Source organism: candidate division TA06 bacterium, from assembly GCA_016208585.1.
Taxonomy (GTDB): Bacteria; Edwardsbacteria; AC1; order AC1; family EtOH8; genus UBA5202.
Window position 1 is genome coordinate 1 of record JACQXR010000116.1, and the last position, 14156, is coordinate 14156.

Genomic DNA, 14156 nt, shown 5'->3' on the forward strand with positions numbered 1-14156 from the left:
GCCGGGTTGGCCAGTCGGGCCAGGACGCAGCTCTTCAAAATGCCGTTCCATCGCTCATCGGCGCGGCGGGAACCGAGGATGTTGCCAAACCCCAGGTCATCGTATAGTTTGCCGAACACATCGCCGATACCTTCGATGATCCGCTGCTCTTCCCGGAGATTCTTGACGGCCACGATGTCGGAGACTTCCGGCCTAGGTTTCTTACGACCGTAGATGTCTTCGGGCGCCACCAGGGGCAATACCGGCTGCCGTCGGTTTTCCACCTCGACCAGGATGGCTTGGGCCAGTTGCTTGAGGGCTTCTATTTCGGTATCGGTAACGGCCTGGCCGATATGGCGGACGATCTTTTGATGGACCTTGTCCCCGCGGCGATAGGTTTCAACAATCTGAATCGCCTTCTTGCCGTTGGCTTTTTCTTTGACTCGTACAAACATGCCGGATTATACCATAAACTGGCTTGTTTGTCAAGAACTATTTTCTCTGGGGCACTACATTTTGAGATGCTGAAATCCTTGCCGAAATACCAATAGGTTACAGTCGCCGGCGGGAAATAAGTGTCGAAGTCAACAAAAAAATGATGCAAAAAGGCCTCTTCCCAAATGGAAGGGCCTTTTTCATTGTTTTCTTGATTTTTCTGGAGAACCCTTTATTTCAACCTATCCTTGGCCAAGGCGGCTTCGGGGCTTTTGGGATATTTTTTCGCCAATAGCTGCCAGTATTGCCTGGCTTTATCCTTGTCTCCCATTTCCTGAAGGCACAGGCCTATCTTATACAGCGCGGCCGGCTCCTTGTCCTTTCCCGGATAGTTCCCCACCACTTTTTCAAACTCGGCTAGGGCGGAATCGTATTTTTTCTGGGCGTAAAAACCTTCGCCGATCCAGTACTGGGCGTTATCGGCCAGATCGTGCTTGGGAAACCGCTTGATGAACTCGTTGAACCCGGACAGGGCCAGGTCGTAGTTGCCCTTGGTGATGTCGAGATACGAAGCATCGTATAGTTTCTTGGGGTTCGTCTCCGTCGGGGCCTCGGTCTTCGGTTCGGGGGCCGGCGCCTTGGGATCCGGCTGGCTGGGGCCGACGGACAACGGACGGTATTTGTTGTCCTCCTGCTGCTGCTCGGCTATGCTCCATTTCTCGCCGGCCGAGGCGGACAGGCTCTTCAGCTCGGCCCGCAGTTCGTAGAGCAGCCCCATCTGGACCTGGCTCAGGCTGTCCAGCGCGGCGGTCCGGCGCTCGATCCTTTTCTCCCGCAGTTCGATGGAATCGAGCTGGTCGGTAACTCGGATATATTCCTTCTTCATCCCGCAGCCGGGCAGGGCCGCCAGTACCGATAAAGCAAAGGAAACCAAAAACAGCGTTCTTTTCATGATTCTTTTCTTTATATCCTCGGGACACGGCATACAGCCTACGTAGCCTTGGGTAAGTATTTTTGCATACTTCGGCCTGCCTGTGCGCTTGCGCGCCGAAGCGCTTCAGCGCACAGGCGCGTAGCCGCTTCCGCTGTCGCTACTATGCTTGCCTTCTTCCCCGTCTGCCTTTTTGTAAGCCATCTGGCGGGCAGGAAGTGCCGTCCGCTTACGCTTTTATATTGGGCCTTCACGAGTGCCATAGCTTCCGCCTACGCTTTAATATATGGCTTCCTCGAGTGCCAAGGCTTTAGCGGAGGCACTCGGCATAGACAGGCGTAGTGGGCTGCCGCGTCCTTGCTATTGGGGCAATTTACGCGTCCTACGTAGTTCGCAGGAGCGCACGTAGTAGGATGAATTGCCCTTACGTTGTCGGTCTCTTTTGTTTACTTTGCTAAAGGAACTATCTCCACCCGGCGGTTTCTGGCCCAGCTGGCTTCGTCATTACCAGTGGCAGCGGGCTTTTCCTTGCCGAAGCTGACGGTGGAAAGGCGGGAGCGGCTGACCCCCAGGTTCTCCAAATATTCCCGGACGGCGTTGGCCCGCTTTTCGCCCAGGGCCAGATTGTATTCGGCCGTGCCCCGTTCGTCGCAGTGGCCTTCCAGTCGTAAAGAGATGTCGGGATAACTGCGCAACAGGCCTCCGGCCTGGTTCAGCAATGCCTTGCCCGCATCGTTCAGGGAATAGGAATCAAAGGCAAAATATACGGTCTTGAATTCGATCTTGGGTGCCGCTGGCTGGGCCTCGGCCGGAGGGGGCGCCACCGGGGCCGGGACGGCCGCCTCCGGCTGTTTTACGGGTTCTTCCTGTTTCACGGTCTGTTTCTTGGCGCAGCCAAAGATCATCATCAAGGTTAAAAACAGAAAAATAATTGTAAACTGATTTTTCATGAAAACGCCTTTCCTAATATAGTTTATCTTAATTTTAATTGTTCACTAACGAACCGTTTGAAGTGATTTTCTGCCCGAATCTTTTTCCGATGTTCCTGAATTTCGATCAAAACGAAATCCCTGGTTATTTATGATATCCTATGGTCACAACATGGGTATATCCCAGTTCGTTGCCTGGGATCATGGCATAATCCACTCCAAACCCATTATAGTTTACGCCAAAACCCCCGCGTAGCCAGGAAGCAAATCCCTGATCGCGCTCGGTTCGCAATCCTGTCCTTAACGACAGATAGTTGGCCAGAGAGTATTCCGCCCCCAGGGAAATTACCGGATGTCCGTCAAACGGGACATCGAGAGAAATGGCCGGGACCAACGGCAGATCTATGAAATAATAGGTCCCGCCCGCTGAGAGCGTGACGGGCAGTCCTGACGATTCGCTGTTGAACTTTAACCCCGAACCGAGATTTTTAAGGCTGACGCCCAGGGTAAACCGGTTGATCCGCTTGGTGGCTCCGGCATCCAACATCACGGCGGTGGCTGATTCATTTTCGATGGGCTCGCGCAACAACTTTAGAGACCCCCCCAGCGCCATCTTATGGCCCGGAAACGAGCGGGCATACAGCATGGCCAGGCCGAGGTCCATGGCATTGAAGGAGGCCGGATTCAAGCCGTTTTGGTCCCAGCCTTGCAGGTCTCCGTAATTGAAATAGCTGATGGCCAGACCGAATGTGTTGCGGCGGTATGGCAGGGCTGCAGACAGATATCCATAGGACATATCCAGGTAGGTCGGTGCCAGGGATGCTGTCATGGTCAAGGAACTCAGGTCCGCCAAACCGGCCGGATTCCATTGGCCGCAGTAAATATCGCCGGTGATCCCGGTGAAGGCTTCGCCCATGGCGGTGGGACGCCCGCCCTGGGGCAGGGTTAGGAACAGGCCCGCTTTGTCGCCGGCGTTCATGGATAGAACGGCGGTGGCAGCCAGTACGATGCAGACCGCGGATAATATAATCGTTTTCATTTCCTTCTCCTCATTTCAGTATGGCAATCTTACCCGTCTTCTTCTGGCCCTGGGAATTTGTTGCCAGGTACAGGTATATCCCGCTGGCTACGTTTGGATTCCAAATGGCTTCGCCGTCCCCGTTGGTCTCTTCGATGGTTGTTACCAAACGTCCCTTTATATCAAATATTTTGATGGTGGCCGTGGCGGTCAGGTTTTCAAAGGTGACGTTACCGTAACCCAGCCATTTCTTGAAGGGATTGGGATAGACCTTCAGTTCGTCCAGATTCGCATGGGGGATATTATTGGTTACCGTGCCCCGGATGCAATAGATGTTGCCCGAGGCGTCCTCTCCCAAATCCTGCCAGACCAGGAAGAAATTGGTGACGCTGTTGATGTTGGCAATGGCCAGGGCCGGCGGATAGTAATCCTTGCCGAACCCGGCGGTGCTGGTGCCGGTATAGGTGTTGGGAACGGTATATGAGGGCCGGAACTGGCCAACAGTGTCGTTGTAGGCGCACATTCGCAGTTCAAAGCCGCCGTCGGCCCGTGCATTGCTATGCCAGGCTATAACCAGATTGTTATTGGTGCGGTCGACCGCGATCCTCGGGCTGTAATTATTAGTGCCGCCGCCGTTGTCGGCCTTGATGTTTGCCGAAAAAGCAGTCTGGCTGTCGCTCTTCTGGCTGAAGAACAAATTGGGCTGGGTGTTGGACTGCAGCCGGGTATCCTGCCAGATCACCGCCACCTTATTACCGGTCCGGTACAGGTTGGGGAAATCCCGCTTGCGGTTGCTGCCGGGATCGTCATTAACGAGCAACCGCGTCGAATCAAACGTTAGGCCGTAGTCGGCCGAATGAGTTGAAACGATTTCACACTTGTCCTGGTTATTGCCATCGAATGATACATAGGCCACGAACACCTTACCGTTGTCGCCGACGTCAACCGCCGGATGGAGCGCTTGGGAATCGGGCGAGGATACAAAGGTTTCGCCGATAAAGACATTGTTGCGGGTCAGCGACCGGGCGCATTTGACGCGATAGCGACCGATACCGCTCTCGTAGTTTGTCCAAACCAAGTACAGGATGCTGTCGCGGGGATCCACCGCCACCTTAGGGGTGGGCCCGTCGAAACTGCCATCATAAGGATTATAGATATTTATCCCCTGGACTGTGTCCGGGGCGTCGAAAGTGTTGCCTCCATTCCCCGACCTGGAGAAATATATCTTCCAGTTGTTGCCCGCGTCCAGGGCCTGCCACACCACATAGACGCTGTTTTTGCTGCCCTTGACCAGCCAGGGATAGACGTTGTCCACCGTATCCGGGGCGACGGCGATATTTGTCGAAAAGGTACCCCCTCTGTCGTTGGAACGGGCAAAGCAGATGGCATGCTTGCCGTCGTTGTCCCGGTCGTCCTCCCAGGCCGAGAAGATCCGCAGGCTGTCGTCAATGATGGTGTAGGGATGGCTGGCCGGATGAATGGTATCGCCGGGGGCGTCGTCGACCCGGACCCTGCTGCCCCAGGCAATAACCTGGGCCGAGGCCAGGCTCGGCAACAGCAGAAGCAGGAGCATCGCTATTTTGATCATTTTTGTACCCGCTTAAGATTTTTTTTATGCTGGTTAGAATTTAAAATTCACGCCTCCGGCCAAATAGAACGGATAGCCCAACCTGGCCTGAATGCCGGTTTTTTTGTCGACCGGAAAGTTGGCGCTGACTATCGGCCCGATGAACATCGCGCTGCCCGAGGCCTTCCAGCCCCGGTACCAGTCGTAGCCGGGGTAGTATTTCTCGGAGCAGGAGACGATGTCATAGCCCAGCACGCCGCCGGCGAACAGGTCTAATCCCTTCGCCTGCGTAAAATGGTAGTTGCACTGGAAGCCCAGGGAAACGTAGGTGTAGGAGAGCTCGCCCCAGTAATAGTCGAACGATTTGCGCGAGAATCCACCGATGGCGCCCACCCCGACGTACGGCGACACACCATACTCGTACTGGCCGCCCAGCATCAGGTCGTGCCAGCCGAACCCCAGCAGCGGGCCGGCATACGAGGCGTTCTTAGCGAATCCGGCCGCGCACAACGTCGGGCACGCAACGGCGAGGCAGAGTACGGGCAACAAATATTTCTTCATGGCCGGCTCCTATAAAGTAGAACTAGGGGTTTAAAAGAACTTTGATCGTTATTGATTATACCTTAAATCTTATTTTTAGTCAACCAGAAACTTTTTACTGCGCCGGGCCCCAGGACGGCATGTACGAACCGTTATTATTGGTGATGGCCTGCTGGGCGCTGCCGTCCCAGTGCATCCGCCAGATCTGGTGGCTCCCGGTGCGGCTGGAGGAAAAGCACAGATGCAGGCCGTCCGGCGACCAGCTGGGATCTTCGTTGTCGCCCTCGTAGGTCAGCTGGACGAAGTTGTCCCCGGTGATGGCGACGGTGCAGATCTGGAAATTTCCGTCGATCCGGGAGACGAAGGCGATCTTGTCGCCCCGGGGAGACCAGCAAGGCGAGGTGTTGTAGCCGCCTTGGTAGGTCAGCCGTCGGACATTGGCCCCTTCGCTGTCCATGATATACAGTTGGGGCGAGCCGGGTCGGTCGGAGTTGAACACCAGCTCCCGGCCGTTGGGCGACCAGGAGGGCGAGCAATCTATGGCCCAGGAATTTGTCAGCCGGCGCAGCTCCCTGCTATCGGCGGACAATAGGTATATTTCGGCGTTGCCGTCCTTGGATAATGTAAGAGCCAGGGACTTTCCGTCAGGCGACCAAGCAGGGGAAGTATTTAATCCTTCGGTCTGAGAGATGATGACCGTCTTGCCGGTGGCCAGGTTCAGTGACATCACGTCGGTGCGGTTGCGGTAGAACGAGACGAAGGCCAACGCCCGCCCATGAGGCTGCCAGTCCGGCGAAATATTGATGGAATTGAAATTGGTCAAAGATCTGAAACTGCCGCCGTCGTAATCGGCCAGCACCAGTTCCTTGTTCCGTCCGCTTTTCAGGCTGAAGGCAATTTTAGTGGAAGCCACCCCGTTCTCGCCGGTCAGATTCTTGATTATCTGGTCGCTGGCTGCGTGGGCCGCAGCTCTTGAGCCGTCGGGATCAATCTCTTTGCTGAAGACTTGGCGCTGGATGCCCAGGTCGAAGACCGACAACTTAAGAGTGGTTTTCTTCTTCTCCTGCCTCAGCTCGGGGACCAGCACCTGCCTGGCTTCCAGCATCTGCCAGACCCCGATGTCCAGCTTGCCCTTTTTAAGCCCGTAGCCCTCCAGCAGCGAGGGCGGATAGACGATCTTGAAATACAGGGAAAAGGCCATGTCGTCGCCGATGATGTCCAGCATCTTCTGGGCGGCGGCCGCGGCTTCGGGGGCAGCCTTGGCGTCCTGTGTTTGCAGCGGGGCGATGCCCAGTTCCAGCTGCCGTCGCTCCGAGGTGGAAAGTTTTAAGTAGACGTCCGCCTGGGAGAATGCGTTTTGGCACAATATTATAGTAACCAGAAATGAGAGATAATATCTTCTTTTCATATCATAAAAGTATGGTTATTTATGACCATTGATGATTTACCAGCGATATCATTGAATGGATCGCTGAATTTTCGTGTTTTTCGTGCTTGCGCGCTGAAACACCGCCACACTTCGATTGAGTTTATCCTGAGCCTGCCGAAGAGCTCTGTGTCCGGCGGCGCGCAAGCGCGGGCCGTTACTTCACGTACTCAAATTCAAAATGCACCCCCAGGTTGGAAAGCTTCATCTCCTCGGGCAGGGGCGGGAATATCTTGGCGTCGTACACCGCCCGCAGGGCCGACTGGTCGAAGATGGCGTCGCCGGAGGAATTCTCGATCTTCACTTCCTGCAGTTTCCCGTTCTTGTCAATCCGGAAATAAATTTGAGCTCTGACCGTTTCCTTTTTTCCCTGGTAGGGATTGTTCCAGTTCCGACTGATTTTGGAGAGGATCAGCGCCAGGTAATAGGAATCCGACGGCACGCCGCCCTCGGAGGACACGATCTTCATGCCCTTGGGAAGCCCGGCGGTATTGGTTTTGGGCGACGCCGTTTTGGCCGGGGTCGGGGCTGGCTTTTTCTTTTCGGGCGGTTTTGCCTTCTTGGGCGACGGTTCCGGCTTGGGCTTTTCCTCCGGAACCTGCGGCCCGGTCATTTCCTGAGATTCCGTTGCCTCCGGCGCCGCGGCCGGCAGCGAGACCAAGCTGACCTGGTAGACCTGGGGATAGATAGGCTTGGCCGACGCTTTCAGTACGTAGGAAGCGGTGAAGATCCCCAGCAGAAAAGCCAGGTGAATGAAGAATGATATGACGAAGGCCTTTTTCATTTATACCATTAACCTCACCCTTCCCTCTCCCAATGCTTTAGGCGAGGGGTAGAGTAGAGGTCTAAGTTATATCTGCGTTCATCTGCGTAATCTGCGGATAGGTTCTTACTTTGACATCTTAGGTTCTGTTACCAGCCCCAAATTGGTTACCTTCAGCTCCTTCAGTTGCCCGATCACTTCCACCACCAGCCCGTAGGGCACGGTCTTGTCGGCCTTCAAATACACCGGCTGGCTGGGGTTTGTGGCCAGGATCCCTTTGATCACCTTGGGAAACGCACTCTGGGACACGGTCTGGTTGGAGACGATGATCTTGCCGCCGGAGGTCAAAGTGATGGTCAGTCCCTCCTCCACCTGGGGTTTGGTGGATGACGACTTGGGTAAGGCCACGTCCATCCCGGAGCGCATCATAGGCGCGGTGATCATGAAGGTTATCAGCAGCACCATGCAGACGTCTATCAAATTCGTCATGTTGATCATGGCCATCGGCTGCAGGCCGGAGCGTTGGCGTCGCATCTTACTTTCCTCCGTAGACCGAGTGCATCCGCAGGTCCCCCAGGAACTCCGATGACAGGTTCTCCATCTCCAGCGTCATCTGCCGGATGTTGGCATTGAAGGCGTTGTAGGCCATGGAGGCCGGAATGGCCACCACCAGCCCGGCGATGGTGGTCACCAGGGCCTCGGCGATCCCAGGGGCAACTACTTGAATGCTGGATGACCCGAAGTTCTTGATGTCCACAAAAGCGATCATAATGCCCCAGACCGTGCCCAACAGACCGAGAAGCGGCGAGATGCTGGTGATGGAGGCCAGCGAGATCAGCTTGCTGGAAAGGTCCTCCTCCTGCTGGCCGATTGACCGCTCCATGGCCGCCTGGATGTTGGGCAGCACCTCCAGGGGAAACGAGACCTGTTCGCCGCCGGAGAGGCGCTGGGCCTCGGCCAGACCCTCGGCCAGCACGGCAAAGCTGGCGGAATCGGTATTGGCGGACTTAAAGGGATCGTTGAAGGTTTTGCGCCGGCGGAAGGATTCCATGAACTTTTTGTTGGCCTGTTTTATTTTTTTGAAGCAGCGGTTTTTGTAGATTATCACCGACCAGGAATAGACCGACAAGTAAACCAGTGAGAACATAATCAGGTTGGTGAAGACGTCGTAGCCCAGCATCAGGCCCCAGATGGATCCCTTGGAAAAAGTATGGAACATTAAGAGTTCTCCTGAAATGCAGTGTTTATGTGATTTTGTTTGGTGATTTTCTTTACCTTTAGCTACTATCTTACTACTCGGAGCATATAACTTGTGGTGAGCCTGCCTGCACGCCGTAGTGCCGACGTTTTGGCACGCAGGCCTGCCGAACCATTAGTAGACATTGCTTCACTTGTGAAAGCATATTGTCGGTGCGATTATGTCATTCCCGCAAAGCTTGTCCTCGTGAAAACGGGGAGCGGGAATCCATATATTCACTGGGATACCTGCTGGAGTTTATGCCGAAGCTCTGAGGTGCAGGTATGACATGACGCTAAAATTTGTCCTCGCGAAAGCGGGGAACAGAGCGTTAACAAGATTCAACAAACTTATTTAATGCAGCGGCCGGATTTATTTGTTTATTCAGTTTTTTCGAAATGAATTACCCCGCCTCAAGCGGCGGGGTTTCCAAGCCGCTTACCACAGTTGCTGACTACCGTTGCTATGGTGGGGGTTTTGCCCCCACACCCCAATGTGGTTCCCCGCCCCAAGCGACGGGGTTTAAATCAAGAATCAAATTATATGAACTCCACAAATCCGGCCATGATCTTTTTCTTCACCCCTCCTTTGAACACTATGGAAAGTTTCATATCATCGCCGTCCCCTTCTATATCTACCACCTGGCCCCGGCCCCAAACCGAATGCCGGACGGCTTTGCCCTTGATGGTCTCGGCCTCGGGCAGGTAAATGTCCACCACGCCGTCCATAAGTTTTAAGGAATTTTGGGAATCGTATCCGCTGGAATTGTAGACCAGCGGCAGGTTGAAGCCCGTTTCCACCGCCAGGGGCAGGGCTATAAGAATCTGGGCGATCATGTGCGAAGGCGTGACGAAGTTGATATTGTGGCAGCCCCGCTCCTGTAGTTCCAGCATCATCCCGGCCAGACGATCAAAGGTAACCTCCTGGCCCTGGCCCAGCTGGCTGATGGGCCAGTTCTGGCAGTAAACGCAGGCCATATTGCAGTTGGCAAAGAATATGGTGCCCGAACCCCTGGAGCCTGATATTGGCGGTTCCTCGCCCAGATGAGCATTATAGCTGGAAACAATGGGCAACCGGCCGCTGCGGCAGAAACCCTTTTGGTTTTGCGCCCGGTTTACCCCGCACTGGCGGGGGCATAATTGACACGAAGCCAGGAGGCCTCGGGCTTCCTGGCTTCTGGTCATAAGCTGTCCTGAACGGTGCAGGCAGATGTAAGCCGGTTCAAACCTCACCGGTCAAATATAACAAAGAAACGGCGCAAAGTCAAGGCGAAGAACGGCCGGCATACATAAACCGACGCCAAAAGTATGGCACCCTTTCAGTTTGCAAACAATAAAGAAGTAATCCGTCCTTGCGTAACATGTTTATGTATGATACCCAAGTTTAATGCCCATTTATCTATTGAAATGAAAAATGTAATACAGCAATATGGGCGAATAAAGAAACGTAAATATTGATAAAAGTATCGTGTCCGGTTTGCTTAATTTTATAGTTATTATAAAGCTTAATATGCCTAATATTAAGGCAGTTGGCAATAATTTTAACCACTTTTTTAAATATCCTGGATGGAAATCCCACCATGCCCCAATTTGTTCACATAGTTTAAGATTTCCATTCCGATAGGTTTTTTGATATTCTTTCCTATCCATAAGTCTGACTCCAGATGATATGATAATGTGTCGGTTTTTCTCCTGAATTTCCGGTCAAGCCGGGAATGACACGAAGCCAACGAACAAGGGCTTTGTGACCGGAATGTTGACCAGAGACTGTTTACTCTGTTATGAGCTTTTCAATCCCTGGACCACGAAACTGGCCAGAACTTTCTTCCTCAATCCCCCGGAAAACACTATGGATAGCTTCATTTCCTGGCCGTCGCCCTCCACCTCTACCACCTGGCCCCGGCCCCAAACCGAATGCCAGACGGCTTTCCCCTTTATGGTTTTGGTTTCCGCTATATCCTGGTCCATTTCTTCGACCGCAGCAGTCCGGGTGATTTCAGTCTGACTGGCCCGGCTCTGCACCTCCAGCAGTTCCCGGGGAAGCTCGGCCAGAAAGCGCGAAGGTGCCGCCGGTATCAGTCCGCCGAAGCAGCGGCGGGAAGAGGCCAGGCAAAGATGCAGGCTCTTTTTGGCCCGGGTGATGGCCACATAGAAAAGCCTTCTCTCCTCCTCCAGCTTCTGGCGGGAATCAACCGACGCCGAATGTGGCAGCAGCCCGTCCTCCAGCCCGGCGATGTAAACGTGGTCAAACTCCAGACCCTTGGCATTGTGCATGGTCATCAAAGTAACGGCCTGGGACCGGGGGTCCCAGCGGTCGATGTCGGCCACCAGCGACACTTCGGCCAAAAAAGCCGGCAGCGATTTGTCCTCCGACCGCTGGCAGAAATCATTGGCCGCGGCCGCCAGTTCGCCTACGTTCTCGGCCCGGCTGTCGGCTTCGTCGCTGCCGGAATACTGTCCCTTCAGATATTTTAAGTAACCGGTCTTCTCCACCAGATACTTAAGAACTTCTTCGGCGGTCCGGGTCAAAGCCCGGGTTTTCAGTTCCTCCATCAAGCCGTGGAAATTTTTGGCGGCCACCTTGATCCCCGGGCCCAGCCCCGGCACTTGGTCGGCCTGTCCCAGGGCTTGGTATAAGTTGATATTTTGTTCGGCGGCCCAGGCCTCGATCCGCATTAGACTGGCGTCGCCTAGGCCCCGGGGCGGCTCGTTCACGATCCGCTTTAAACTGACCCCGTCGGCGTGGTTGACCGTAGCTTTAAGGTAAGCCAGCAGGTCCTTGATCTCCTTGCGCTCGTAGAATTTTACCCCGCCCACGATCAGGTAAGGCAGGGAATACCGGCGGCAGGCGTCCTCCAGCGCCCGGCTCTGGGCGTTGGTGCGGTAGAGCACCACCATGTCTTTCAGCGATCCCCGGCTTAAATTGGATTTGATGCTTAAGGCTATTTTTTCGGCCTCGTCCCGCTCGTCCCATGCCTGCCACAAAGCCGCTTTCTCCCCGGTCAGGTTCTCGGTCCACAGGTTCTTGCCCTTCCGCCCCAGGTTGTTCTTGACCACCTGGTTGGCGCATTCCAGAATGGTCTTGGTGGATCGGTAGTTCTGCTCCAGCCTGATCACCTTGGCCTCGGGAAAATCCTTTTCGAACTCCAGGATATTGCGGATATCGGCCCCCCGGAAGCCGTAGATGGACTGGTCGTCGTCGCCCACCACGCACAGCCGGCGGGTTTTGACGGAGAGCAGTTTTATCAGCAGATACTGGGCATGGTTGGTGTCCTGGTATTCATCCACCAGGATATGTTTGAATTTCTGGGTATATTCCTCCAGGGTGGCCGGATTTTCCTGGAACAGCCGCACCGCATTGACCAGCAGGTCATCAAAATCTATTGCCTGATTGTTGAGCAGGGCCTGCTGGTAGGCCGGGTAGATCCGGGCCACTTCCTTTTCAAAAAAATCATAGGCGGTCTTCTGGTACTCCTCCGGCCCGATCATCTGGTCCTTGGCCCCGGAGATGCGGGAAATAACGGCCTGGGGAGACACCCGGCGTTCGGGAATGGCCAGGTCCGACATTGCCTTTTTGATCAGCGACAGTTTATCGGATTCGTCGTAAATAGTGAAGTCCCGGCCGTAGCCCAGCCGGAATCCATCTTTGCGCAGGATCCGGGCGCAGACGGAGTGAAAGGTTCCGATCCACAGGCCCTCGGCCGGCCGGTGCAGCAGGGCGGCCACTCGCTGTTTCATCTCGGCCGCCGCCTTGTTGGTGAAGGTAACCGCCAGTATGTTCCTGAGAGGACAGGCCCCGATGCCGGTGATATAAGCCAGGCGGTGAGTCAATACCCGGGTCTTGCCCGAGCCGGCCCCGGCCAGAATGAGCACCGGGCCGTCTAAATAGGTGACGGCCTGGCGCTGGGGAGGGTTGAGATTGTTGAGCAGTTCCATCCAATGTTTGCTTTGTAATGCTTGCAGTTTGGTGTTCGTTGTTAGTTGTTCGTGGTTAAGGTAAAGGGTTCACAAATCACTGTTACCGGTTCCGATCAGGTTCACTGTCATCACTTCGGTTGAAGTTCCGCCAGCGGCAGTTCCAGTACCATCTCCGCCGAGCCGTCCTCCATGAATTTTGTAGACCGGACCTTGGCCCCCGGGATGTTGGCCGTTCCGCCTTTGGGCGATATTTTGCCCAGGGCAATTCCCAGGTTTTTGTAGGCCGTCACCCGGGCCGCCCTCAGAGCCTGGGACTTGGTCATGCTTTCGTATCCCGGCAGATCAATTTTGGTCTTGCCCTTCCCCACGCCCCTGACCAGTAAAAAGTCCCCCTCGATCCAAGCGTTGGCCGAAGTGATGATTTGGGCGGCCACGGCCTCGCTGGAGGAGTATATGATCTTTATCTGCTTGATCAAAAACCGGCCGTCGCCAATGTAGGGCACCCCGCCGTCGGCGTAGAACAGGATTTTCAGTTTGTTATCGGGGCCCAGATAATCCAGCCTTCCGTCCGAAGAGGTGGTGTAAAGATATTCGGGATTCTTGGTGCTCCAGCTGCCGGTGCCGTTGGTGGCCTGCCACAGCCGCCAGTTGGGGACCAGGTTCTTGTTGCGGTAGCTGGGATCGTCGTAGACTGTGCCGTAGTTGTAGACGTACATCTTCAGCCACTTGCCCCGCTGGTTGTCAAAGGACACCTCCATTTTTACCCTGTCGGCAGAGACCGGCAGAGGCGCCAGGTATTCGGCGGCGCCATAGGTAAAGAACCCGGCCAACTGGGCGTATTGTCCTGCGGCCCTGGCATTGTGCGACGATCCCTCCAGGCGGCTGCCGTCGATGGTTATCTCGGCGGCGGCGGCCAGACCAGCCGTGGTCAGCCACACAGCCAGGAATAAAGTATTTTTTCTCATATTCCCTCTCCTAATGTTTTTTTGAGTATTGGCTTTAACTTTTAATGATAACACCTTGAAATATGTTCTGTCAACCGGTAAAAATAAAAAAAGCCCTAGAACATCAAATTTCCGGGCTTAAATATTCTTGTTCTGTATTTAAAAAGATTTTGACTTTATTCAAATCTTTCCATGTATCTTGGTTGCTTCTTATGCCAACACGGACTCTATCCCATCTTGCTCTGTCATCAATATCACCCTGACGGTAAAACCTTCTATTGACAGCAAGCGTTGGCCTATCATATCTATCTGCTTGAGACCCGTCAATAAAGAAAGAATTGGTTGGGCGCTTCAAGAAGGCCGGGCAGGAATGGCGACGTAAAGGCGACCCGGAAAAAGTTAAGCTGCATGACTTTGTGGACAGCAAAAATGGCAAGGCGATTCCTTATGGCGTATACGATCTTAATCGC

Annotated in this window: 14 protein-coding genes; 1 reads left to right on the top strand and 13 read right to left on the bottom strand. The window is 54.4% G+C overall.

Annotated elements, in window-relative coordinates; genetic code table 11:
- The 13 genes from HY768_08840 to HY768_08900 form a co-directional block, all read right to left on the bottom strand.
- Positions 1-434: hypothetical protein (locus tag HY768_08840; GenBank protein MBI4727308.1), on the bottom strand; the 434-nt coding region annotated here is incomplete at its 3' end.
- A gap of 212 nt (positions 435-646) precedes the next feature.
- The gene (gene ybgF / locus HY768_08845; protein ID MBI4727309.1) at positions 647-1366 is read right to left on the bottom strand and encodes a tol-pal system protein YbgF; all 720 of its coding nucleotides are present in this window, start codon (positions 1364-1366) and stop codon (positions 647-649) included.
- A 425-nt stretch (positions 1367-1791) separates the two neighbouring features.
- Positions 1792-2295, bottom strand: coding sequence for a peptidoglycan-associated lipoprotein Pal (gene pal, locus HY768_08850; GenBank protein MBI4727310.1), 504 nt, complete (start codon positions 2293-2295; stop codon positions 1792-1794).
- Between the two features lie 124 nt (positions 2296-2419).
- Complete coding sequence (locus HY768_08855) at positions 2420-3313, bottom strand: PorV/PorQ family protein (protein MBI4727311.1); 894 nt, start codon at positions 3311-3313, stop codon at positions 2420-2422.
- 10 nt (positions 3314-3323) lie between these two features.
- On the bottom strand, positions 3324-4880 hold the full coding sequence (locus HY768_08860) for a T9SS type A sorting domain-containing protein (GenBank protein MBI4727312.1): 1557 nt from the start codon (positions 4878-4880) through the stop codon (positions 3324-3326).
- Between the two features lie 33 nt (positions 4881-4913).
- Positions 4914-5420 carry a hypothetical protein gene (locus tag HY768_08865; GenBank protein ID MBI4727313.1) on the bottom strand — a complete coding sequence of 169 codons (507 nt, stop codon included), beginning with the start codon at positions 5418-5420 and terminating at the stop codon, positions 4914-4916.
- Positions 5421-5514: 94 nt separating this feature from the next.
- On the bottom strand, positions 5515-6765 hold the full coding sequence (gene tolB, locus HY768_08870; protein MBI4727314.1) for a Tol-Pal system beta propeller repeat protein TolB: 1251 nt from the start codon (positions 6763-6765) through the stop codon (positions 5515-5517).
- A 217-nt stretch (positions 6766-6982) separates the two neighbouring features.
- Positions 6983-7609, bottom strand: coding sequence for a TonB C-terminal domain-containing protein (locus HY768_08875; GenBank protein ID MBI4727315.1), 627 nt, complete (start codon positions 7607-7609; stop codon positions 6983-6985).
- Positions 7610-7714: 105 nt separating this feature from the next.
- Positions 7715-8122: a biopolymer transporter ExbD gene (locus tag HY768_08880; GenBank protein MBI4727316.1), complete on the bottom strand. Its 408-nt coding sequence runs from the start codon at positions 8120-8122 to the stop codon at positions 7715-7717.
- A gap of 1 nt (position 8123) precedes the next feature.
- Complete coding sequence (locus HY768_08885; GenBank protein MBI4727317.1) at positions 8124-8768, bottom strand: MotA/TolQ/ExbB proton channel family protein; 645 nt, start codon at positions 8766-8768, stop codon at positions 8124-8126.
- Between the two features lie 596 nt (positions 8769-9364).
- Positions 9365-10009 (bottom strand): hypothetical protein, encoded by a 645-nt coding sequence (locus HY768_08890; protein MBI4727318.1) that lies wholly within the window; start codon positions 10007-10009, stop codon positions 9365-9367.
- 594 nt (positions 10010-10603) lie between these two features.
- The gene (locus HY768_08895) at positions 10604-12760 is read right to left on the bottom strand and encodes a UvrD-helicase domain-containing protein (GenBank protein MBI4727319.1); all 2157 of its coding nucleotides are present in this window, start codon (positions 12758-12760) and stop codon (positions 10604-10606) included.
- A gap of 110 nt (positions 12761-12870) precedes the next feature.
- Positions 12871-13707, bottom strand: a complete 837-nt coding sequence (locus HY768_08900; GenBank protein ID MBI4727320.1) for a hypothetical protein — start codon at positions 13705-13707, stop codon at positions 12871-12873.
- A gap of 317 nt (positions 13708-14024) precedes the next feature.
- On the opposite strand from HY768_08900, the gene HY768_08905 reads away from it, so the two are divergent.
- Positions 14025-14156, top strand: a 132-nt coding sequence (locus HY768_08905) for an ISAzo13 family transposase (protein MBI4727321.1), incomplete at its 3' end; no start/stop codon positions are given.

Excerpts from the sequence above, each read along its gene's own strand:
- ybgF (MBI4727309.1), bottom strand. The coding sequence starts at position 1,366 with ATGAAAAGAACGCTGTTTTTGGTTTCCTTTGCTTTATCGGTACTGGCG.
- pal (MBI4727310.1), bottom strand. The coding sequence starts at position 2,295 with ATGAAAAATCAGTTTACAATTATTTTTCTGTTTTTAACCTTGATGATG.
- HY768_08855 (MBI4727311.1), bottom strand. The coding sequence starts at position 3,313 with ATGAAAACGATTATATTATCCGCGGTCTGCATCGTACTGGCTGCCACC.
- HY768_08860 (MBI4727312.1), bottom strand. The coding sequence starts at position 4,880 with ATGATCAAAATAGCGATGCTCCTGCTTCTGCTGTTGCCGAGCCTGGCC.
- HY768_08865 (MBI4727313.1), bottom strand. The coding sequence starts at position 5,420 with ATGAAGAAATATTTGTTGCCCGTACTCTGCCTCGCCGTTGCGTGCCCG.
- HY768_08875 (MBI4727315.1), bottom strand. The coding sequence starts at position 7,609 with ATGAAAAAGGCCTTCGTCATATCATTCTTCATTCACCTGGCTTTTCTG.
- HY768_08880 (MBI4727316.1), bottom strand. The coding sequence starts at position 8,122 with ATGCGACGCCAACGCTCCGGCCTGCAGCCGATGGCCATGATCAACATG.
- HY768_08885 (MBI4727317.1), bottom strand. The coding sequence starts at position 8,768 with ATGCTGGGCTACGACGTCTTCACCAACCTGATTATGTTCTCACTGGTT.
- HY768_08890 (MBI4727318.1), bottom strand. The coding sequence starts at position 10,009 with ATGACCAGAAGCCAGGAAGCCCGAGGCCTCCTGGCTTCGTGTCAATTA.
- HY768_08895 (MBI4727319.1), bottom strand. The coding sequence starts at position 12,760 with ATGGAACTGCTCAACAATCTCAACCCTCCCCAGCGCCAGGCCGTCACC.
- HY768_08900 (MBI4727320.1), bottom strand. The coding sequence starts at position 13,707 with ATGAGAAAAAATACTTTATTCCTGGCTGTGTGGCTGACCACGGCTGGT.